The organism is Amycolatopsis sp. NPDC028719 (genome assembly GCF_055565395.1).
On sequence record NZ_JBVHUL010000001.1, the window covers coordinates 205724 to 225594 of the forward strand.

The 19871-nt window shown below is 69.5% G+C and carries 21 protein-coding genes and 2 tRNA genes; 10 read left to right on the forward strand and 13 right to left on the reverse strand.

What is annotated here, in order from left to right:
• Window positions 1-6 precede the first annotated feature (6 nt).
• Window positions 7-426 carry a PH domain-containing protein gene (locus tag ACZ4TR_RS01005; protein ID WP_465285232.1) on the forward strand — a complete coding sequence of 140 codons (420 nt, stop codon included), beginning with the start codon at window positions 7-9 and terminating at the stop codon, window positions 424-426.
• Here ACZ4TR_RS01005 and ACZ4TR_RS01010 read toward each other — a convergent pair.
• Window positions 423-1385: a rhomboid family intramembrane serine protease gene (locus ACZ4TR_RS01010; RefSeq protein ID WP_465285233.1), complete on the reverse strand. Its 963-nt coding sequence runs from the start codon at window positions 1383-1385 to the stop codon at window positions 423-425. The genes ACZ4TR_RS01005 and ACZ4TR_RS01010 overlap by 4 nt on opposite strands.
• A gap of 31 nt (window positions 1386-1416) precedes the next feature.
• The gene (locus ACZ4TR_RS01015; RefSeq protein ID WP_286000728.1) at window positions 1417-1941 is read right to left on the reverse strand and encodes a peptidylprolyl isomerase; all 525 of its coding nucleotides are present in this window, start codon (window positions 1939-1941) and stop codon (window positions 1417-1419) included.
• A gap of 89 nt (window positions 1942-2030) precedes the next feature.
• Here ACZ4TR_RS01015 and ACZ4TR_RS01020 point away from each other — a divergent pair, with 89 nt between their 5' ends.
• Window positions 2031-2567 carry a hypothetical protein gene (locus ACZ4TR_RS01020; RefSeq protein ID WP_364518467.1) on the forward strand — a complete coding sequence of 179 codons (537 nt, stop codon included), beginning with the start codon at window positions 2031-2033 and terminating at the stop codon, window positions 2565-2567.
• Between the two features lie 64 nt (window positions 2568-2631).
• Here the strand turns inward: ACZ4TR_RS01020 and ACZ4TR_RS01025 are convergent, their stop codons facing one another.
• Together ACZ4TR_RS01025 and ACZ4TR_RS01030 are read right to left on the reverse strand one after the other, a co-directional pair.
• Entirely contained in the window at window positions 2632-3084 is a 453-nt protein-coding gene (locus ACZ4TR_RS01025; protein ID WP_364518469.1) for a DUF6918 family protein, read from the reverse strand.
• A gap of 148 nt (window positions 3085-3232) precedes the next feature.
• Complete coding sequence (locus tag ACZ4TR_RS01030) at window positions 3233-3766, reverse strand: DUF2020 domain-containing protein (protein ID WP_364518470.1); 534 nt, start codon at window positions 3764-3766, stop codon at window positions 3233-3235.
• 82 nt (window positions 3767-3848) lie between these two features.
• On the opposite strand from ACZ4TR_RS01030, the gene ACZ4TR_RS01035 reads away from it, so the two are divergent.
• Genes ACZ4TR_RS01035 through ACZ4TR_RS01050 form a run of 4 tightly spaced genes read left to right on the forward strand, consistent with a single transcriptional unit; the run spans window position 3849 to window position 7775 of the window.
• On the forward strand, window positions 3849-4523 hold the full coding sequence (locus ACZ4TR_RS01035) for a hypothetical protein (protein ID WP_465285234.1): 675 nt from the start codon (window positions 3849-3851) through the stop codon (window positions 4521-4523).
• 1 nt (window position 4524) lies between these two features.
• The gene (locus tag ACZ4TR_RS01040) at window positions 4525-5163 is read left to right on the forward strand and encodes a pyridoxine/pyridoxamine 5'-phosphate oxidase (RefSeq protein WP_465285235.1); all 639 of its coding nucleotides are present in this window, start codon (window positions 4525-4527) and stop codon (window positions 5161-5163) included.
• 52 nt (window positions 5164-5215) lie between these two features.
• Window positions 5216-6343: an SMP-30/gluconolactonase/LRE family protein gene (locus tag ACZ4TR_RS01045; RefSeq protein ID WP_465285236.1), complete on the forward strand. Its 1128-nt coding sequence runs from the start codon at window positions 5216-5218 to the stop codon at window positions 6341-6343.
• 43 nt (window positions 6344-6386) lie between these two features.
• On the forward strand, window positions 6387-7775 hold the full coding sequence (locus ACZ4TR_RS01050) for an alpha/beta fold hydrolase (RefSeq protein ID WP_465285237.1): 1389 nt from the start codon (window positions 6387-6389) through the stop codon (window positions 7773-7775).
• A gap of 18 nt (window positions 7776-7793) precedes the next feature.
• On the opposite strand, the gene ACZ4TR_RS01055 is transcribed toward ACZ4TR_RS01050, so the two are convergent.
• Both ACZ4TR_RS01055 and ACZ4TR_RS01060 read right to left on the reverse strand, forming a co-directional pair.
• A tRNA-Ala gene (locus tag ACZ4TR_RS01055) sits at window positions 7794-7866 on the reverse strand.
• 27 nt (window positions 7867-7893) lie between these two features.
• The gene (locus ACZ4TR_RS01060) at window positions 7894-8061 is read right to left on the reverse strand and encodes a DLW-39 family protein (RefSeq protein WP_086679331.1); all 168 of its coding nucleotides are present in this window, start codon (window positions 8059-8061) and stop codon (window positions 7894-7896) included.
• A 543-nt stretch (window positions 8062-8604) separates the two neighbouring features.
• Between ACZ4TR_RS01060 and ACZ4TR_RS01065 the strand changes: the two genes are divergently transcribed.
• The 4 genes from ACZ4TR_RS01065 to ACZ4TR_RS01080 all read left to right on the forward strand — a co-directional run bounded on the left by ACZ4TR_RS01065 (window position 8605) and on the right by ACZ4TR_RS01080 (window position 11334).
• Window positions 8605-9042, forward strand: a complete 438-nt coding sequence (locus ACZ4TR_RS01065; protein WP_465285238.1) for a VOC family protein — start codon at window positions 8605-8607, stop codon at window positions 9040-9042.
• A 22-nt stretch (window positions 9043-9064) separates the two neighbouring features.
• On the forward strand, window positions 9065-9511 hold the full coding sequence (locus ACZ4TR_RS01070) for a nitroreductase family deazaflavin-dependent oxidoreductase (RefSeq protein ID WP_364518494.1): 447 nt from the start codon (window positions 9065-9067) through the stop codon (window positions 9509-9511).
• Window positions 9512-9593: 82 nt separating this feature from the next.
• Window positions 9594-10403: an SDR family oxidoreductase gene (locus tag ACZ4TR_RS01075; RefSeq protein ID WP_465285239.1), complete on the forward strand. Its 810-nt coding sequence runs from the start codon at window positions 9594-9596 to the stop codon at window positions 10401-10403.
• A gap of 58 nt (window positions 10404-10461) precedes the next feature.
• Entirely contained in the window at window positions 10462-11334 is an 873-nt protein-coding gene (locus tag ACZ4TR_RS01080; protein ID WP_465285240.1) for a helix-turn-helix domain-containing protein, read from the forward strand.
• Between the two features lie 63 nt (window positions 11335-11397).
• On the opposite strand, the gene ACZ4TR_RS01085 is transcribed toward ACZ4TR_RS01080, so the two are convergent.
• The 7 genes from ACZ4TR_RS01085 to gnd all read right to left on the reverse strand — a co-directional run bounded on the left by ACZ4TR_RS01085 (window position 11398) and on the right by gnd (window position 19859).
• Window positions 11398-11471: transfer RNA gene (locus tag ACZ4TR_RS01085), tRNA-Ile, on the reverse strand.
• Window positions 11472-11520: 49 nt separating this feature from the next.
• Window positions 11521-12210 carry a DUF3566 domain-containing protein gene (locus tag ACZ4TR_RS01090; RefSeq protein ID WP_465285241.1) on the reverse strand — a complete coding sequence of 230 codons (690 nt, stop codon included), beginning with the start codon at window positions 12208-12210 and terminating at the stop codon, window positions 11521-11523.
• Between the two features lie 38 nt (window positions 12211-12248).
• Window positions 12249-14843, reverse strand: coding sequence for a DNA gyrase subunit A (gyrA, locus tag ACZ4TR_RS01095; protein WP_465285242.1), 2595 nt, complete (start codon window positions 14841-14843; stop codon window positions 12249-12251).
• A 50-nt stretch (window positions 14844-14893) separates the two neighbouring features.
• Window positions 14894-16861, reverse strand: coding sequence for a DNA topoisomerase (ATP-hydrolyzing) subunit B (gene gyrB, locus ACZ4TR_RS01100; protein WP_465285243.1), 1968 nt, complete (start codon window positions 16859-16861; stop codon window positions 14894-14896).
• Between the two features lie 197 nt (window positions 16862-17058).
• Window positions 17059-17673 carry a DciA family protein gene (locus ACZ4TR_RS01105; protein WP_465286256.1) on the reverse strand — a complete coding sequence of 205 codons (615 nt, stop codon included), beginning with the start codon at window positions 17671-17673 and terminating at the stop codon, window positions 17059-17061.
• Between the two features lie 130 nt (window positions 17674-17803).
• A complete protein-coding gene (gene recF / locus ACZ4TR_RS01110; protein ID WP_465285244.1) occupies window positions 17804-18958 on the reverse strand; it encodes a DNA replication/repair protein RecF in 1155 nt (384 codons plus the stop codon).
• A gap of 10 nt (window positions 18959-18968) precedes the next feature.
• Complete coding sequence (gene gnd / locus ACZ4TR_RS01115) at window positions 18969-19859, reverse strand: phosphogluconate dehydrogenase (NAD(+)-dependent, decarboxylating) (RefSeq protein WP_465285245.1); 891 nt, start codon at window positions 19857-19859, stop codon at window positions 18969-18971.
• Between the last annotated feature and the right edge of the window lie 12 nt (window positions 19860-19871).

Sequence of the window (19871 nt, forward strand, 5' to 3'; positions counted from 1 at the left end):
ACCCCTGTGGATAACTACCCCACCTCGTGGGCGCCGCGTCGGGCCCTTGTGGTATCGGCGTGGGCGGTCACCGCGCTGCTGCTGGTCGGCGTGGTGGCCGACGGGCTGACCGGCGACCGCGGCGGCCTGGTGCTGTTCGCGCTGGCGACGGTCGCCGTCGGCGCGTTCGCCGCCCATGCGACGCTCGTCCGGCCCCGGCTGGCCGCCGACAGCGAGGGCCTGGTGGCCCGGACGCTGGGCGGCACGCACCGGCTGCCGTGGGCGCAGACCCGCACGCGGCTGCGCACCACCCGCCGGCTGGGCCGCGACGGCGTCACGCTCGAGATCGAGCACGAAGACGAGCTGCACATCTTCGGATGGCTCGACCTCGGCGAAGACCCCCGCGACGTCCTGGACGTGCTCAGCACGCTGCGCGCCCGCAGCTAGCCGCAGGTGTAGTACAGGCCCTGGCGGTACTGGACGAATTCGCAGGTCTCCGGCGGGAACTGCGAACCGCGGTAGATCATCAGGCCGATGAGCGCGACGGCGATGATCCCGATGCCGATCGCCTGCCAGCGCGCCTGGTTCGCCTGCGGGGCGTAGAGCAGCGCGACGGTGACCAGCGCCCCGGTCACCAGGCCACCTGCGTGCCCCCAGATGGAGATGCCCGGGATGCCGAAGGTGATAAAGGCGTTCAGCGCGAGCGTGATGATCAGGCCGGTGGGGTTGAGGCGCAGCTTCAGCACGGTGACCCCGTAGGCGCCCATCAGGCCGAACAGCGCTCCGGACGCGCCGGCCGTGCCGGGAACCCCGCTCGTGTCGCCGAACAGCAGCACGGCCGCCGACGCGCCGAGCATGGAGACGAAGTAGAGCGCGAGGTACCGGGCGCGGCCGGTGACCTGCTCCAGCGACCGGCCCATCATCCACAGCGAGAACATGTTGACCGCGATGTGGATGGGTCCGTAGTGCAGGAACCCGTTGGTCAGGACGCGCCACCACTCGCCGTGGCCCAGGGTCGCGTCGCCGTAGAGGGCGCCGTGCTGGAGGAACGACGACAGGTCGTTGTCGTTGAGGCTGCCCGCCTGGACGACCGTGATCAGGAAGACCAGGACGTTCACCGCGAGGATGACCTGGGTGACGAGCACCGACTGGGACAGCCGCGCGCCGAAGACGGTGCGCTGGCCGAACCCGGCCTCCTGGTAATCGCGGTGCTGCCGGCGTTGCTGCTGGGTGCCGCTGTGCACGCAGTCGGTGCACTGGAAGCCGACGGGGGCTTCGCGGAGGCAGTCCGGGCACGCCGGACGCCCGCACCGGGAACAGCTCAGTCCGGTCGGGCGGTTCGGGTGCCACCAGCACCCGGGCAGCGCGGCTTGGGGTTCGACGGCGGGGTTCGGCGGTTGGCTCACGATGAGACCAACCTACCGAAACCTGACCGGCTCAGCCCTCGTGGTCGATCGTGACCTTCTCGATGACGACGTCGGTCAGCGGACGGTCCGCGGGCCCCGTCGAGGTACGAGCGATCGCGTCGACGACGTTGCGCGACTCCTGGTCGGCCACCTCGCCGAAGATCGTGTGGCGGAAGTTCAGGTGGGTGGTCGGCGCGACGGTGATGAAGAACTGCGAGCCGTTGGTGCCGGGCCCGGCGTTGGCCATGGCCAGCAGGTACGGCTTGCTGAACTGCAGCTCGGGGTGGAACTCGTCGCCGAACTTGTAGCCGGGGCCGCCGCGGCCGGTGCCGGTCGGGTCGCCGCCCTGCAGCATGAAGCCGTCGATGACCCGGTGGAAGATCGAACCGTCGTAGAAGGGGCCGGAGTTCGTGCCCGCCGCGTTCGGCTGGGTGTACTCCTTGGTGCCCTCCGCCAGCCCGACGAAGTTCGCGACCGTCTTCGGCGCGTGGTCGGGGAGCAGGTTCAGGTTGATGTCACCCTGGTTGGTGTGCAGCGTAGCTTTCACGAGTCTCATCGTGCCATCAGCAGCGGGGCGCGGCGAAAAGGGGCACGATAGGTTACGGGTAACAGAGCAGTGTCAAAACGAATGATGAGGTGAAGTCCATGTCCCGGGCGACAGCCCAGGCCGCCGAGACCGCCGACAAACTCGTCTCCGAGGGCGTCAAGCACGGCCGGCGCGCGCAGAAGCAGCTCGCGAAGAAGACCGAGCTCACCCGCAAGGAGCTCAAGAAGAGCTCGAAGGCCGCTCGCCAGGAGGCCCTTTCCCGGCTCTCCGAGCTGCGCAAGCCGGGTCGCAAGGCGAAGAAGGCCGCCATCAAGGCCGCGAAGGCGGCCGGCGACTCGAAGCGCCGCGGCAAGAAGGACTTCAAGGCGGCGAAGAAGGACTTCTACGCCGCTGTCGTCGAGGCGAAGGCCGCGGCCAAGGGCACGCGCAGCCGTCGCAAGTGGCCGTGGCTGCTCGGCCTGGTCGTGGTCGGTGCCGGTGCCGCCTACGCTCTCCGCTCGAAGCAGGAGCCGCCGGTCGCGCCCGCGCCGCCGAAGGCCACCCCGCCCGCGCCGAAGCCCGCCGAAGCGGCGAAGCCGAGCCCGCAGGCGAACGGCAAGGCGCCGTCCGCGACGCCTGCCGAAAAGAAGAACTGAACGCGGCACGAAGAGGCCCCCGGGCGTGCACCCGGGGGCCTCTTCAGTGGTGCCTGGAGTCCGCTCAGACCGCGGCGGCGTGCTTGTCGATCAGCGCGCCGAGGCGGGGCAGGGCCTCCTCGACGTTCTTCTTGCCGTTCGGGCGCAGCTTGCCGTAGACCTTCTTGATGCTGTCCCGGCTGCTGCGCTCGGCGCGCGAGTCGGTGACGCTCAGGAGCGCGTCGGAAGCCTCGTCCGAGCGGCTGGACAGGTAGGCACCGAAGTCGTTGCCGCCCTTGGCGCGGTAGTCGCCGTAGAACGGCTCGAGCGCGGTGGCGAAGTCCGGCAGCAGCGTGTCGACGGCCGAGGGGATGATGCCCGGCTTGATCTTCTTGACCGCGGCGAAGCCGGTCTTGACGACGGCACCCGAGACGCCGCCCTTGTCCGAGACCTCGGCGTCGACGAGGGTCTCGAAGTCGGTCACGACAGCCGGGCGACGGCTGGAGTCGAGCAGGATTTCCTTGAGGGTGTCAGCCACGATCTAGTCCTTTGTCGTTGCAGATTTTGTGCCCGGCCCCCGGGGGTGGGGATCCCCCGATGGCTGCGGTGCGCGAGTCCACGAAGCCTGCGCGTGACGCACAGGGTAATACAAGATCAACATCACTCACCCGTGTGGAGCCCGCTACCTAGAGCTTCAGGGCAGCGATAGCCTTCTTGACCACTGTGCGTGCCTTCACGCTCTGCTTTTGGTTAGTGGTCGCGATGACCGCCGCGGTCCCCTTCGCGACCGCGTAGACGGCCCCGTCGTCGGTCGACTCGTACCCGCCCTTCCACCCGGCCGGATCGCTCGCCGGGTTCGACGAATCGACCGGCGCCACCTTGTTGACCAGCGCGGTCGCCGTCTTCGCGTCCCCGACGTACACCCGGACGGTGAGCTGGACCTTCCCGTCCGGGCGGTAGAAGAAGCACGCCGGGTGCGGCTTGTCCGCCGACACGCGCACCTTCGACACGTGCTGGCCGTTCGAGTCGGCCACGAACTCGCTGTCGAGGTACGGGCAGTCCTCGGTCGCGGCCGGCTGGGGATCCGGCGGCAGCTCCGAACCCGCGTTCGCGCCGGCGGACGCCGACGGCGGGCTGGGGGCCGCGGTACCGGACACGATGGAGGGGCCGCAGCCGGCCAGCAGCACCACGGCGGGTGCGAGAAGTACGAGTCGTCGCATAGCGCGCACAGTCAACCATGAAGCATGTGTGAAAACCGCTGGCTGAATCCGCCGAGACGGTCGGACGTGCGACGATTGCGCCGTGCTTACCCCCGAGCAGTACCTCGGCGCGGTGGCCGAGCGCATCCAGCGCTCCGGCGGCCAGTTGAACACCGTGCAGATCGGGCCCGCGCTCTGCCCCGTCGGGCTGTTCACCGAGTCGGTGATGCTGTCGACGATGAACTACTGCGTCATCGCCGCGGCGGTCCCCGAGGTCACGGCCGCCGCGCTGTACGACTTCACCGGCCGCGCCACCCAGCACGCCCGCGCGAACCTCGTCGGCACCGTGGGCTGGACGGCGGCGTCGGTCGTCATCGCCGGCCTCGTCGGCCAGCGCGTGTACCCGGACGCCGCGCAGGCCGCGTCGGCGAAGTCGGGCAACCAGTTCGGCGGCGAGACGCGGATGGTGGCGGTCGACGTCTCGGCCGGGCAGCGGTTTGCGTTCGTCGGCGGGAAGTTCTGGGGCGCCGCGGTGCAGGGGTCGGTCAACGCCAAGCTGACGTACTGCTTCCCGGAGCCCGCCGAGGTCTACCAGCAGGTGCAGTGGCAGCAGGCGCAGCAGCAACCGCAGCTCCCGCCGGCCCAGCAGGCGCCGCCCGGCTGGCAGCAGCAGCCGCCGATGGCCGCGCCGCCGGTGCCGCCCCCGCCGTACGCCGGGCAGGCCGGTCCGCAGCCGCCCGTCTACCCGCCGCCGGGGCACCCGCCGTACGGTTACTGACATGGTGGAGTTGCGTGGCTGGCGGTCGTTCCCCGAAGAACTTCCCGTGTTCACACCGGAAACGGCGCCCGCGGACCCGCAGTCGCTCTTCGTCGAGTGGCTGACCGAGGCCGGCGAGCACGTGCTGGCGCCGCACGCCGTCACACTGTCCACAGTGGACGCAGACGGTGCGCCGGACGCGCGGGTGGTCATCCTCAAGGACGTCGGCCCGGCCGGCTGGGCGGTCGCCACCAGCTCGGAAAGCCCGAAAGGCCTGCAGCTGCGCAAGGATCCGCGCGCCGCGCTGACGTTCTTTTGGCCCGGCCGGGGCCGGCAGGTCCGGCTGCGCGGCCCGGTCTCCCCCGCGGCGCCCGAGGTGTCCGCGGCGGACTTCCTGGCGCGGCCGCCGGCGTCGCGCGTCGAGGCGTTCATCGGGCACCAGTCGCAGGTGCTGCGCGACCCGGCGGATCTCGACGCGGCGGCCGCGGAAGCGGAGCGCTGGGTGGCGGAAAACCCGGACACCGCCCCGGAAACGTGGACGCGGTACCTCGTCGACCCGGACGAAGTGGAGTTCTGGCAGGCGAGCCACGACCGCCGGCACGTGCGGCTGCGGTACCGGAAGTCCGACGGTGGCTGGGTACGCGAGCGCCTCTGGCCTTGACGGTCCGGGCGCGGCGGCGTAGGCAGGAAATCCGACAAAACGGAGGCCCCGCATGCGCCGAACCGTCGTCCTCACCGCCACCGCCGCGCTCACCGCCGGGCTGTTGTCCGGCGCTTCCGCCGGTGAAGTCTCTTCGGCACAGCACCCCGCCGTGTTCGAGACGGTGTTCGCGTCGCCGCTCGGCCTCGAAGGCCTGACCACCGACGGCCGCGGCAACCTCTACTCGCCGGCGCGCGGCGCCGATCCCTGCCCGGTCTACCGCGTTGCGGCCACCGGCGGCCCGGCAGCCGTCGTCGGCACGATCCCGGCGCCGTGCAACCCCGCCGGGCTCGCGTTCGACCGTCGCGGCCGGCTGTACGTCGCGAACGGCGAAACCGTGGTGTCCTTCGTGCCGGACGCGGCGAACCCACCGGCGGCGACGGTGTTCACGAGCGGTGTCCCGGGCGCGAACGGCCTGGCGTTCGACCGGTCGGGCGCGCCGTGGATCTCCGACGGCGGCACCGGCCAGGGCCGGGTCTGGCGGGCTGGCGCGGACGGCGTCGCTCTCGAGCAGTTCCGGGTGCAGCCGATGGTCAGCGACGTCATCGCCGGCGGGGTCGGCCGGGACGTGCGCGGCCTGCCGCCCGGCACGGTCACGATCACGCCGGCCGGCCGGACCGCCGCTGACACCGCGGGCTCGCAGCACATCGTCGCCAACGGCCTGGCGTTCACCGCGGACGGCACGCTGCTGGTGGCGGACACGGCGCGGGGCGCGCTTTGGCGCGTGCCGATGGACCGCGGCGGCCGCCCCCGCGCGGCGGCCGGCTGCGACGTCGCGTTCCCGGCGAACACGCTGTGCCTGGACGACCTCGAGGTCCAGCACCCCTACCTCGAAGGCGCCGACGGGATCGTCCTCGACCGGGCAGGCAACGTCTGGACGGCGGCGAACGAGCGCAACGCGATCGTGCTGGCCCGCCGCGACGGCCGCGTCACCGAGTACTTCCGCAACCCGGCCGACGCGACGTCGAAGCTGCGCAACGCCGGACCGCTGGAGTTCCCGACGAGCCCGGTGCTGCTCCCGGACGGCCGCCTGTGCGTGACGCAGTCCGACGGCAACCGCCGCGACAACGCACCGAACACGGCAGGCGAAGCGAGCCCGGCGGGTCCGGTCCGGGCGAAGATTTCCTGCGTCCGTCCCTGATCGGGGGTATGCCGCACCCGGGTCGTTGTGGCGATGATGGATCATGCGTTCGAAACTGCTGACCGCCGGGCTGGTCCTGGCGCTGACCGCCGCACTCGGGGGTGTGGCCGCGGCCGACGCGCGTCCTGGGGGACGGCCGAAGCTGACGGACCCGCATCCGTGCCCGGGACAGCCGGGCTTCACGTGCTCGACGCTGACCGTGCCGTTCGACCACACCGGCCGCCGGCCGGGCACGCTCGACCTGCCGGTCGCGACGTCCGACAACGTGACCGCGCCGAAGGGCGTGCTGCTGTTCCTCACCGGCGGCCCCGGGCAGGGCGGCGTCGGCACGATCACGCGGATCGCGACGCAGAGGTTGCCGGAGGTCGCGAAGGACTACCGGTTCGTCATGCTGGACCAGCGCGGGACGGGTGCGGGGGCGCTGAACTGCCCGGGTCTGCAGGCGCAGATGGGCAGTTCGGACATCGCGACGCCGACGCGCGACGCGGTCACCGAATGCGCGCGCATCCTTGGCGACACGGCCCCGCTGTACTCGACCGACCAGAGCGTCGCGGACTTCGACCAGCTCCGGCAGGCGCTGGGAGAGCGGAAGATGGTGGTCGACGGCGTCTCGTACGGCTCGTTCACGGCGGCGCGCTACGCGATCGCGCACCCGGGCAACGTCAGCAAGGTCGTCCTCGACTCCGTGCTGCCGCACCACTCGACGCCGGCCACGACGCTGTACCTGACGGGCTTGACGGCCGAAGCCCGCGTCTTGCGGCTGGCGTGTTCAGTAGCCCCGGCCTGCGGCTTCGACCCGGCCGACGACCTCGCGTGGGTGGTGCGCCACCGCACTGCGGCCGACGGCGTGAAGATCTTCGACGCGATCGTCGCTTACGAGTTCTCCGATCCGACGTACCGCTCCCCGGACGCGGGCGACATCATCGGCGCCCTGCACGCGGCCCGCGGCGGCGCACCGGAGTGGCTCGACCAGCTGGTCGAGGGCTACACGACCGAGGACGTCCCGCCGGCGGCCTACAGCACGGGCCTGCACGCGGCGACGCTGTGCGCGGATCAGCGCTTCCCGTGGGGCACCTCGGCGACACCGGTGTCCGTGCGGCAGCCGTTGTTGTCGTTGACGGCGCGGGCGCTGCCGGCGTCGGCGACTTGGCCGTACACAACGGAAGTGGCAACGCACCAAGGATTCATCCAGGGCTGCCTGCCGTGGCCGGCGGAGCGCGTCGGCTCGAACCCGGCGGCGAAGCTGCCGAACGTCCCGGTGCTGCTGCTGAACGGCGACCGCGACCTGTCGACGCCGTTGGAGTGGGCGCGGGAGGAGGCCGGCGTTGCGCCCCAGGGAAAGCTGGTGATCGTGCCGGGCGAGTCGCACTCGATCCAGAACCGCGAGCGCGGCCACACGGGCCGGGACGCGATGATCAGCTTCCTGAAGTGAGGCGACCGCACGGATGTGTGGAGCTGAGGGGAATCGAACCCCTGACCCCCGCCTTGCAAAGGCGGTGCTCTACCAATTGAGCTACAGCCCCGGGGGCGGGCTTGCGCCCGCCGGAAACTCAGTTGTGGGACGCACCCGCCGGCTTGGCCGGAGTGGTGCCGTTGTTCGAGGGGACCGGCGCGGTCGCCTCACGCCAGAGGTCGGCTTCGGCCTTGGCCGCCTTGTTGCGCTTCACGACGAACAAAACGCCGCCCGCGATGACCGCGAGTGCCAGCAGCTTCTTCACCGAAGCCCCCTTCTCAGCTTGCTTCCCTTACCCCGCGATGTTACTGCACCGGCGCGGGACACTGTCGGGGGCGGTGGTTCCACGTGGAACCATGATCTCGCAGGTAACGCACGTCACATCCGCAGGGAAATACGGGGACGGGGTGTCCCGTTGTACCCATTGGTCGATGTGCCCACCGTGTCCCCCGGGCCTCAACCAACGCCTTCGCGGAGTTCCGTCCGGCTGGAGCCGCGATGCGCCTCATCGCCGAGAGGCGACCGTGGCGCGCGTCGACCGTAACCGCTCAGCCCTGCCGGTACCTTCTCTTCCCGGCAGGGCTGACCTGTATCCGGGACATCTCAGGGCCGGTCCCCGATGTCGTCACTTTCCGTCGAAGACACCCTCGAAGGGGTCAGACACCGACGGAAGGAGTCCCCACCATGGAGCGCGACTGATCCGGCGGGCGCTCGAAAACCGATCTGTGGTTTGGTGTCGAGAACGCCGGACCGGCTCCGTCCCAGGGGCACGAGCGGCCACGAAGGCCGTGTGACCAGGGGAGAAACCATGACGATCCAGCGGCTGGACAACATCGGCGTCGTCGTCGACGACATGGCGGCGGTCATCGCTTTCTTCCTCGAGCTCGGTCTGGAGCTCGAGGGCAAGGCGACGGTCGAGGGACCGGCCGTGGACCGCCTCGTCGCACTCGACGGCGTCCGCTGCGACCTGGCCGTGGTGCGAACCCCGGACGGCCACGGCCGGCTCGAGCTGATGAAGTTCCACACGCCGGCATCGCCCGCCACCGCCGAGCCGGACGCGCCGGTCAACGCCTTCGGCTTCCGTCGCATCATGTTCGCCGTCGACGACCTCGAGGAACTCCTGCCCCGGCTGCGCACCCACGGTGAGCTGATGGGCGACCTGGTGAAGTACGAGAACGGCTACCGGATCGCCTACGTCCGCGGCCCCGAAGGCCTCATCGTCGCGCTGGCCGAAAAGATCGCCTGACCTCTCCGGAAGGATCACCACCATGGCCATCGCCGACGACCTCGACCGCGCCACCGACTCGCAGTGGGACTGGGTGGCCGAGCAAACCCGCACCTACCTGGACTCGGGCGGCACCGAGGGACACGAATCGAACGGCTTGTACACCCTCATCCTCGCGACGACCGGTCGCAAGACGGGCGTCCCGCGCCGCACCTGCCTGATCTACGGAACGGCGGGAGACGACCTCGTGGTCGTCGCTTCGAAGGCCGGAGCGGACGAGGATCCGGCGTGGTTCAAGAACCTCCAGGCGAACCCGAGCGTCGGAGTCCAGGTGGGAACCCGCCGCCTGACGGCCCGCGCCCGCGTCGCAACCCCCGCCGAGCGCGGGCCGCTCTGGACTCAAATGGCGAAGATCTTCCCGCTGTACGACGAATACGCGCAGAAGACGGACCGCGAAATCCCGATCGTCCTGCTCACTCCCCAGGACTGAATCGCGGCCCGATCAGGGGCTCTAGCAGTACCTGTATCAGCAGGATCTCCCGGACGTCCAAGATGCCTGTGAACCTGCCTATATGGCAAAGGGACAAAATCAGTTCACCACTCACGCGAACCTTTTCGATCTGAGTGGGAAGTACGCACTCGTCACTGGCGGCACCAAAGGAATCGGGACGATGATCGCGCGCGGCCTTCTGCAGGCGGGCGCTCGCGTCGTCATCAGCTCACGGGACGCGGACGCGTGCGCGGAGGCACAGCAACTGCTGTCCGAATTCGGCGACGTTCAGGCAATCCCCGCCGACCTGTCCAAGCACGACGAGTGTCAGCGCCTCGCCGATCTCGTCAAGGCCGGCTCGGAACGCCTGGACATCCTCGTCAACAACGCGGGAGCGATGTGGCGAGAGCCGCTGGAGCGGTTCCCGGACGAGGCCTGGGACACAGTGCTCGACCTCAACCTCAAGTCGCCGTTCTGGCTGGTGCAAGCGCTTCTCCCCGCACTTCGCCGGGCCGGCACCGCCGATGATCCCGCGCGGATCATCAACATCGGCAGTATCGCCGCCATCCACGTCGCCGAGTCGCCCAACTATTCGTACGCCAGCAGCAAAGCCGGACTCCATCAACTCACCCGGGTGCTGGCCAGGGAACTGGGCCCCCAGCACGTCACGGTGAACGCGGTGGCCCCAGGGCCGTTCCCGTCGCGGATGATGGCGTCCACGCTCGAAGCCGTCGGCGACACGATCGCGGCGAAGGCCCCTCTGCGCCGGCTCGGCCGCGACGACGACATGGCGGGTATCGCCGTGTTCCTCGCCAGCCGGGCCAGTTCTTACCTCACGGGCGCCATCATCCCGGTGGACGGCGGCATCGCCACGACCGCAACAGGTACCTAGGCGTCGGGGGCACCGGCAGAACCTCCCTTCGGCTGCGGACAGCGCCTACGGTGACGAGGTGACCACGATCGACTTGCGCACCGAGATCAAGGAGTTCCTGAGCTCCCGTCGCGCGCGGATCACGCCCGAGCGGGCCGGCCTGCCCGCCTACGGCGGCAACCGCCGGGTCAAAGGCCTGCGTCGCGAAGAGGTGGCTCTCCTGGCCGGGGTATCGGTCGACTACTACGTGCGCATGGAGCGCGGCGGCCTCGCCGGCGCCTCCGACGAGGTGCTCGAGGCGGTGGCCTCGGCCTTGCACCTCGACGAAGCCGAGCGCGATCACCTGTTCCACCTTGCGCGGCAGTCCCGGTCGCCCGGCGGTCCACGCCGCCGGCGCCCCGCCGTGACGGTGCGTCCGGCGCTTCAGCGGGTGCTCGACGCCATCACCGATGCGCCGGCGTGGATTTGCAACGGCCGTTATGACGTGCTGGCCACGAATCACCTCGCCCGCGCGCTGTATTCCCCGGTACTGGCCGACCCGCGACGGCCGGCGAACACCGCGCGGTTCGTGTATCTGGATCCCGAACCGGCAGAAACGTTCTTCGTCGACTACGACCGAATCGCCCGCGACGTGGCCGCGAAGCTACGCATGGAAGCCGGCCGCAATCCGCACGACGAGGAGCTGATCGCCCTGGTCGGCGAGTTGTCGACCCGCAGTGAACTGTTTCGGCAGCGGTGGGCATCTCAGGACGTCCGGCTTCACCGGTCCGGACTCAAGCGTGTGCACCACCCGGTAGTGGGCCGGCTCGACCTGGACGTCGAGTCGATGGAGCTGTCCGCCGAACCCGGCCTGCTCCTGAACGTCTACACCGCACCCGCCGGCACGGCGACCGCGGACGGTTTAGCCCTATTGGCGTCGTGGGCCAGCCAGGAGAGGGTTTCGTCAGACTGACAGTCACCCAGGTCATGCAAAAAGCCCGGTTCACCAACACGGTGAACCGGGCTTTGACTTGCGTGGGCCTACCAGGACTTGAACCTGGGACCTCTTCGTTATCAGCGAAGCGCTCTAACCGCCTGAGCTATAGGCCCTTGAACGAGGAGAACTTTACAGGACCCCCGAGGGGGCCCTGCAACCGGGTTACTCCCGTTCCGACAGCGTGACCTCGAGGCCGCCCGCGAGGTCGGCCGACACGTTGTAGATGAACGCGCTGACCGTGGCCAGGGCCGACACCAGGACGATGTTGATCGCTCCCAGGATCGCCGCGATGCCGAACACGCGGCCCGCGCTGATCAGCGGTTCCGAGGATGCGTTGGCGCCCTCGCCGCCCACCAGGGACGAGTACGTTCCGTTCAGCTTGTCCCAGACGCCCATGCCGTCCAGCACCGTGTACAGGACGCCGACCGCCACGAGCCAGACGAAGAACATCGCGACGCCCAGGACCAGGGACAGCTTCAGCACCGACCACGGGTCGAACCGCTTCACCTGCAGCGAAGCCCGGCGCGGGCCGCGGCCCGGGCGCCGCAACGCGCTCGGGCGGGCTCGCTGGGACGACGCCGACGGGACGGCCGCCGCGGACGGCTCGCCGCTCGGCGGGGTGTCTCCACTTCCGCCGAACAGGCGAGGCGCCGCGCTGCCGGTGACCACTGTGTGCTGCTCCGGGGAGACCGGCTGGGTCTCCTCGGCCGCCGGCTCGGGTTTGTAGAGCGCCTCATCCGTGGCCAGCTTCACCGTTGCCTCGGAGTCGCCGTCCTTGCCGACCCGCTGCCAGGGTGGGCTCGCCGGAGTCCCGTTCGAACCCGCTGCCTCGGGATTCTCGGATGGTGTCACGAAGAGTCAGTCCTTACCCGTGCCGTGGTGACGCCGTCTCACTGCTCCGGCGGCGCCGTCGTTTCTTCGTCCGCTTCTGTCGTCTCGGCCGCGGCTTCCGACCCGGCTTCCACCGTGTCTTCCGCCGTGACGTCCGCTTCCGCGTTGTCGTCACCGTTGGCGACGTCCGAGGGCTCGTCCGCGTTGCGTGCGACCGCGAGAAGAGTGGTGCCTTCGCCGAGATTCATCAGCCGGACCCCCTTCGTCTGCCGCCCTGCCTTGCGCACGTCGCCCGCCGGCGTGCGGATCACGCCGCCGCTCGAGGTGATCGCGTAGAGCTCGTCCTCGGCGTCGACGATGAGCGCACCCACCAGCCTGCCACGTTTGCGGTCGTGCTGAATGGTGAGCACACCCTTGCCGCCGCGGCCCTGCACCGGGTAGTCCTCGATCGGCGTGCGCTTGGAGTAGCCGCCGTCCGTCGCGACCAGCAGGAACTTGCCTTCCTTGACCACGCTGATGCCGAGCAGCTCGTCACCGTCGTTGAACCGCATGCCCATCACGCCGGAGGTCGGGCGGCCCATCGGCCGCAGCGCCTCGTCCGTCGCGTGGAAGCGGATCGACTGGCCTTCGGCCGACACCAGGAGCAGGTCGTCCTCCGCCGCCGCCAGCACCGCGCCGACCAGCTCGTCGCCCTCGCGCAGGTTGATGGCGATGAGGCCGCCGGAGCGGTTCGAGTCGAAGTCGGTGAGCTTGGTCTTCTTCACCAGGCCGCGCTTGGTGGCGAGCACCAGGTACGGCGCGACTTCGTAGTTCTTGATCTGGATGACCTGGGCGATCTGCTCGTCCGGCTGGAACGCCATGAGGTTCGCCACGTGCTGGCCGCGCGCGTTGCGGTTGGCCTCGGGCAGCTCGTACGCCTTGGTCCGGTAGACGCGGCCCTTGTTCGTGAAGAACAGCATCCAGTCGTGCGTCGAGCAGACGAAGAAGTGCTGGACGATGTCGTCCTGCTTCAGCGTCGCGCCCTGCACGCCCTTGCCGCCGCGCTTCTGCGAGCGGTACAGGTCGGTTTTCGTTCGCTTGGCGTACCCCGTGCGGGTGATGGTGACGACGACGTCCTCGACCGCGATGAGCTCTTCGTCGGTGACGTCGCCACTGAACCCGATGATCTTCGTGCGCCGGTCGTCGCCGTACTTCTCGACGATCGCCATCAGCTCGTCGCGGATGATCGCGCGCTGGCGTTCCGGCTTCTCGAGGATGTCCTTGAGGTCGGCGATCTCCAGCTCGATCTCGGCCAGCTGGTCGATGATCCGCTGGCGCTCCAGGGCGGCGAGGCGCCGCAGCTGCATGTCGAGGATCGCGGTGGCCTGGATCTCGTCGACGTCCAGCAGCTCCATCAGGGCCGGCCGGGCCTCGTCCGCGGACGGCGACCGCCGGATCAGCGCGATGACCTCGTCGAGCATGTCGAGCGCCTTGACGTACCCACGCAGGATGTGGGCCCGCTCCTCGGCCTTCTTCAGGCGGTACTTGGTCCGCCGGACGATGACCTCGACCTGGTGCTTCACGTAGTGCCGGATGATCTGGTCGAGCCGCAGCGTGCGCGGCACGCCGTCGACCAGGGCCAGCATGTTGACGCCGAAGTTCTGCTGCAGCTGGGTGTGCTTGTAGAGGTTGTTCAGCACGACCTTCGCGACCGCGTCGCGCTTGATCGTGACGACGATCCGCATCCCGGACCGGCTGTTGGACTCGTCGGCGATGTCGGCGATGCCGGTGAGCTTGCCGTCGCGGACCAGGTTCGCGATGTTCTCGACCAGGTTGTCCGGGTTGACCTGGTACGGCAGCTCGGACACGACCAGGATCGTGCGGCCCTTCGCGTCCTCTTCGACCTCGACGACCGCGCGCATCCGGATCGAGCCGCGGCCGGTGCGGTAGGCGTCCTCGATGCCGGACGTGCCGAGGATCATCGCCCTGGTCGGGAAGTCCGGGCCCTTGACCCGCACGAGCAGCGCGGCCAGCAGCTCGTCGTCGGTCGCCTCGGGGTTCTCCAGCGCCCAGACGACGCCTTCGGAGACCTCGCGCAGGTTGTGCGGCGGGATGTTGGTCGCCATCCCGACCGCGATCCCGGAACCACCGTTGACCAGCAGGTTCGGGAACCGCGACGGCAGGACGTCCGGCTCCTGCGTACGGCCGTCGTAGTTGTCGGAGAAGTCGACGGTGTCTTCTTCGATGTCGGCCAGCATCTGCATGGCCAGCGGCGCGAGCCGGGACTCCGTGTACCGCATGGCGGCCGCGGGGTCGTTGCCCGACGAGCCGAAGTTGCCCTGGCCGTCGATCAGCGGGTACCGCAGCGACCACGGCTGGGCCAGCCGGACCAGCGCGTCGTAGATCGCCGAGTCACCGTGCGGGTGGTAGTTGCCCATGACGTCGCCGACGACGCGGGAGCACTTGTTGTACCCGCGGTCCGGCCGGAACCCGGAGTCGAACATCGAGTAAAGGATCCGGCGGGCGACCGGCTTGAGGCCGTCACGCACGTCCGGCAGCGCCCGCGAAACGATGACGCTCATCGCGTAGTCGATGTAGGAGCGCTGCATCTCCTGCTGGATGTCGACCGGCTCGATCCGGTCGTGTTCCGGAGCCGGCGGCAGAGTTTCCGTCATGAGGTCCTTCTCGAGTGGAGAGTCCTAGCGGGACAAAGAGCGGGGAACGCCTACACGTCCAAGAAGCGCACGTCCTTGGCGTTGCGCGTGATGAACGACCGGCGGGCCTCGACGTCCTCGCCCATCAGGACGGAGAACAGCTCGTCCGCCTGGGCGGCGTCGTCCATCGTGACCTGGCCCAGCAGCCGGTTCGCCGGGTCCATCGTGGTCTCCCACAGCTCTTCGGCGTTCATCTCGCCGAGACCCTTGTAGCGCTGGATCGCGTCGTCCTTCGGCAGGCGCTTGCCGGCCTCGACACCCGCCTGGATGACGGCGTCGCGCTCGCGGTCGGAGTACGCGTACTCCGGCTCCGCCCGCGGCCACTTGATCTTGTACAGCGGCGGCCGCGACAGGAAGACGTGGCCGTGCTCGATCAGCGGCGCCATGAAGCGGAACAGCAGGGTGAGCAGCAGCGTGGTGATGTGCTGGCCGTCGACGTCGGCGTCGGCCATCAGCACGATCTTGTGGTAGCGCAGCTTCGAGAGGTCGAACTCGTCGTGGATGCCGGTGCCCAGCGCGGTGATCAGCGACTGGACCTCGGTGTTCTTGAGGACGCGGTCGATGCGGGCCTTCTCGACGTTGATGATCTTGCCGCGGATCGGCAGGATCGCCTGGTACATCGAGTCGCGGCCTTCCTTGGCCGAGCCGCCGGCCGAGTCGCCCTCGACGATGTAGAGCTCGCACTCCGCCGGGTTGGTCGAGCGGCAGTCCTTGAGCTTGCCGGGGAGGCCGCCGATCTCCAGCGCGCCCTTGCGGCGGACGAGGTCACGCGCCTTGCGCGCGGCCATCCGGGCCTGCGCCGAGGAGATCGACTTGTTGATGATCGTCTTCGCCTCGGTGGGGTTGCGCTCGAACCAGTCCGCCAGCCACTCGTTCGACTGCTGCTGCACGAACGTCTTGGCCTCGCTGTTGCCCAGCTTGGTCTTGGTCTGGCCCTCGAACTGCGGCTCGCCCAGCTTGATCGAGACGATCGCGGCGAGGCCCTCGCGCACGTCGTCACCGGTCAGGTTGGCGTCCTTCTCCTTGAGCAGCTTCTTGTCGCGCGCGTACGAGTTGACGACGCGGGTCAGCGCGGCGCGGAAGCCCTCTTCGTGGGTGCCGCCCTCGTGCGTGTTGATCGTGTTGGCGAACGTGTAGACCGACGGCGTGAAGCCGGTGTTCCACTGCATCGCGACCTCGACCTCGAGGCCGGTGCCCTTCGCGTCGAAGGAGATCACGCTGGGGTGGATCGGGTCCTTGCTGCCGTTGATGTGCTTGACGAAGTCCTCGAGCCCGCCCGGGTAGCAGTAGACCTTCTCCTTGACGCGGGCGACCTTGCCCTCGGCGTCGGCCTCGGCATCCTCGTCGGCGACGCGCTCGTCGCGCAGGGACAGCGTCAGCCCCTTGTTGAGGAACGCCATCTCCTGGAGGCGGCGCGAGATCGTCTCGAAGTTGTACGTCGTGGTCTCGAAGATGCCGCCGTCGGCCCAGAACGTCATCGTCGTCCCGGTCTCGGTCGCCGGGCCGAGGTCTTCGAGGGGCCCGGGGATCTGGTCGGTGTACAGCTGGCGCCAGCTGCGGCCGCCGTACTTGACCTCGGCGAGCAGCTTCGTCGACAGCGCGTTCACCACGGAGATGCCGACGCCGTGCAGGCCGCCGGACACCGCGTAGGAGTCGCTGTCGAACTTGCCGCCCGCGTGCAGCTGGGTGAGCACGACCTCGATGGTCGGCTTGTTCTCCTTGGGGTGCATGTCGACCGGGATGCCGCGGCCGTCGTCGACGACGCGCACCCCGCCGTCGGCGAGGAGGGTAACCTCGACCTTGGTGGCGTGCCCGGCCATGGCTTCGTCGACCGAGTTGTCGACGACTTCCTGGACGAGGTGGTGCAGACCGCGTTCACCGGTGGAACCGATGTACATGCCGGGGCGCTTGCGGACCGCTTCGAGGCCTTCGAGCACCGTGATCGACGACGCGTTGTACTCGTGCTTGTTCTCGGTCACCGGCGTTGTTTCTCCTCGTCTCGCCCGAGCGGACACTCGCTCCCCTCCAGTGTACTTGGCCGCGTCCGCTGGCATGCGGCAAGGACACCCCTGAGCGCGTCGCAGACGGACGAAATCGGTCCGAGCCGAGTCTTGACGTATCTCGGGAGGTCTGGATGCGTTCTCGGGGCATTCAACCGAGCATCACGCAACCGGGGTCAGCCGTACGTGTCACGGGGGCCGCGGCCCGACACGTGCCGAGGCCCTTTCCGCCAGCTCGGGGCCATCGGACCCTGGATCCGCATGCGCTTGACGACGCCGTTGCCGACCCCCGCCGCGATCTTGGCCAGCAGTTTTCCCTGCAGCAGCCGGAGCTGGGTGGCCCACGCCGTGGAGCTGGCGCGGACGGTAAGCTCGCCGTCCTTGAGCGCGACCGGCTGCGCGTGCTCGGCGACGTCTTCGCCGACCAGCCGGCCCCACTGGGCGAAGACGCGGGCGGTCGTGACGCTCTCGTTCCAGCCGCGGTCGGTGACCAGCCGCGAGACGAGCCGGCCGAGCGGCTGCGGGTCGCGTGGGTCCGCACCCGGTCCCGACCAGCGCCGGCGCCGGGGGTTCTGGCCCCCGCCGCCGACGGTGCGCCGCCGGTACCCCGGCGACGTGCCGCGTTCCTTGGCCTTGGCCTTCGCCGCTTCGAGCGCGGCGTGGGCGAGATCCCGGCCCGTGGTCCCGTTCGGAGCAGCGCCGTCTTCACCCTGCGTGCCCGAAGGCGCGTTCCCAGGTGGGTTAACCCCCGCGCGGGGGGCGTCAAGCGTCCGTTTCGGCGGTTTGGTCACGCGCGGCGATAACTCGGGCACGGGTTTATCCACACTGTCCACAGGTTTGTCCCCAGATCGGTGGGTAACTGCTGTGTCGGCGATCACACGGCGTGTGCGACTTGATCTTGCCGAACCCGGTTCGGTCTGTTCAGCCACGCGAAATCTCACCATCCGCCACCACGAACCGGGACCCGGCCAGCTCGCCGGGCACGTCTTCGTCGACCGCGGCGGTCACCAGCACCTGTTCGGCGCTCGCGGCCACCTCGGCCAGCCGGGCCCGGCGCTTGCGGTCCAGCTCGGCGAACACGTCGTCGAGCAGCAACACCGGCTCACCGGCCTCCGCCCGCAGCAGCTCGTAGCTGCCGAGCCGGAGGGCGAGCGCGAACGACCACGACTCGCCGTGGCTCGCGTAGCCCTTGGCCGGCGCCTCGCCCAGGATCAGCTCCAGCTCGTCCCGGTGCGGGCCGACGAGGCTGATCCCGCGCTCGAGCTCCGCCTTCCGAGCTTCGCCGAGCGCCTTGAGGAGGACGTCCTTGAGGACTTCGGGTTGCGCCCGCTCGCCAGCCGGTACGCCGTACGTCTCCGGCAGGGCCGCGCCCAGCGAAGACCGGTACGAAATCTTCGCCGGCCGGGAGTCCGGAGCGACGCCCATGTACGCCGAAGCCGCGTACGGCCCGAGGTCCGCAACGAGGTTCAGGCGCGCGGCGAGCAGCTCCGCACCCGCCACCGAGAGGTGGTCGTCCCAGACTTCCAGCGTCGACAGCGCGTACGGGTCTTCGCGACCCGTACGCCGTTTCCCGGCCGTCTTGAGCAAGGCGTTGCGCTGCTTCAGCACCTTCTCGTAGTCGGCCCGGACCCCCGCGTACCGCGGCGCGCGCAGCACCAGGAGCTCGTCGAGGAACCGGCGTCGCTCGCCCGGGTCACCCCGGACCAGCGCGAGGTCCTCCGGCGAGAACAGCACCGTGCGCAGGATCCCGAGCACGTCACGCGGCCGGCCGACCGCGCCGCGGTTGACCCGGGCGCGGTTCGCGCGGCCGGCGGTGATCTCGAGCTCGACCGTCAGTTCGCGGTCCTCGTTGACCACCGCGACCCGCACCAGCGCGCGCTCACAGCCGTGCCGGATCAGCGGCGCGTCCGTCGCGACGCGGTGCGAGCCCAGCGTCGCGACGTACCCGATCGCTTCGAGCAGGTTGGTCTTGCCGCGACCGTTCTGGCCGACCAGCACGGTCGGCCCGGGTTCGAGGGCGAGATCGGCCTGGGGCCAGGAGCGGAAGTCGGTGACCTGCAGGTGGCGCAGATACACCCGGAACTCCTTATCCGCCGACCTTCTTCACGGCGTGCCCGCCGAACTGGTTGCGCAGCGCGGCGACCGCGCGCATGGCGGCCGAGTGCTCCTGGCGCGAAGCGAACCGCGCGAAGAGCGCGGCCGAGATGACCGGCGCGGGCACCGCGTTGTTGATCGCCTCTTCCAGCGTCCAGCGGCCTTCGCCGGAATCCTCGACGTACCCCTCGAGGTCGTCCAGCTCCGGGTCTTCGTCGAGCGCGCGCACGAGCAGGTCGAGCAGCCAGGACCGGACGACCGTGCCGCGCTGCCAGCCCTTGATCACCGAGGGCACGTCGTTGACGACCTTCGCCGCCTCGAGCAGCTCGAAGCCTTCGGCGAAGGCCTGCATCATGCCGTACTCGATGCCGTTGTGGATCATCTTCGCGTAGTGACCCGCGCCGACGTCCCCCGCGTGCGAGAAGCCTTCCTCGCGCGGGCCTTCCGGGCGCAGCGCGTCGAAGATCGGCATGGCCTTTTCGACGTCGGCCGCGGTGCCGCCGACCATCAGGCCGTAGCCGTTGTCCTTGCCCCACACGCCACCGGACACGCCGCAGTCGACGTAACCGATGTTCTTCGCCGCGAGCAGATCGGCGTTCAGCTTGTCGTCGGTGTACTTCGAGTTGCCGCCGTCGATCACCATGTCGCCCTCGGCGAGCAGGTTGCCCAGCTCGGTGACGGTCTGGCGGGTCGGGTCGCCGGCCGGGACCATGATCCAGACGATCCGCGGCCCGTCCAGTTTGGACACCAGGTCTTCGAGCGACGTGGTGTCGCTGACGTCCGGGTTGCGGTCGTAGCCGACCACCTCGTGACCGGCCGCGCGCAGCCGCTCACGCATGTTGAAGCCCATCTTGCCCAGGCCGATCAGACCGAGCTGAACCATGAGATCCCCTTA

Excerpts from the sequence above, each read along its gene's own strand:
- ACZ4TR_RS01015 (WP_286000728.1), bottom strand. The coding sequence starts at position 1,941 with ATGAGACTCGTGAAAGCTACGCTGCACACCAACCAGGGTGACATCAAC.
- ACZ4TR_RS01070 (WP_364518494.1), top strand. The coding sequence starts at position 9,065 with ATGGCCATCGCCGACGACCTCGACCGCGCCACCGACTCGCAGTGGGAC.
- gyrA (WP_465285242.1), bottom strand. The coding sequence starts at position 14,843 with ATGACGGAAACTCTGCCGCCGGCTCCGGAACACGACCGGATCGAGCCG.
- ACZ4TR_RS01045 (WP_465285236.1), top strand. The coding sequence starts at position 5,216 with ATGCGCCGAACCGTCGTCCTCACCGCCACCGCCGCGCTCACCGCCGGG.
- ACZ4TR_RS01040 (WP_465285235.1), top strand. The coding sequence starts at position 4,525 with ATGGTGGAGTTGCGTGGCTGGCGGTCGTTCCCCGAAGAACTTCCCGTG.
- ACZ4TR_RS01075 (WP_465285239.1), top strand. The coding sequence starts at position 9,594 with ATGGCAAAGGGACAAAATCAGTTCACCACTCACGCGAACCTTTTCGAT.
- gnd (WP_465285245.1), bottom strand. The coding sequence starts at position 19,859 with ATGGTTCAGCTCGGTCTGATCGGCCTGGGCAAGATGGGCTTCAACATG.
- ACZ4TR_RS01050 (WP_465285237.1), top strand. The coding sequence starts at position 6,387 with ATGCGTTCGAAACTGCTGACCGCCGGGCTGGTCCTGGCGCTGACCGCC.
- ACZ4TR_RS01030 (WP_364518470.1), bottom strand. The coding sequence starts at position 3,766 with ATGCGACGACTCGTACTTCTCGCACCCGCCGTGGTGCTGCTGGCCGGC.
- ACZ4TR_RS01065 (WP_465285238.1), top strand. The coding sequence starts at position 8,605 with ATGACGATCCAGCGGCTGGACAACATCGGCGTCGTCGTCGACGACATG.
- ACZ4TR_RS01020 (WP_364518467.1), top strand. The coding sequence starts at position 2,031 with ATGTCCCGGGCGACAGCCCAGGCCGCCGAGACCGCCGACAAACTCGTC.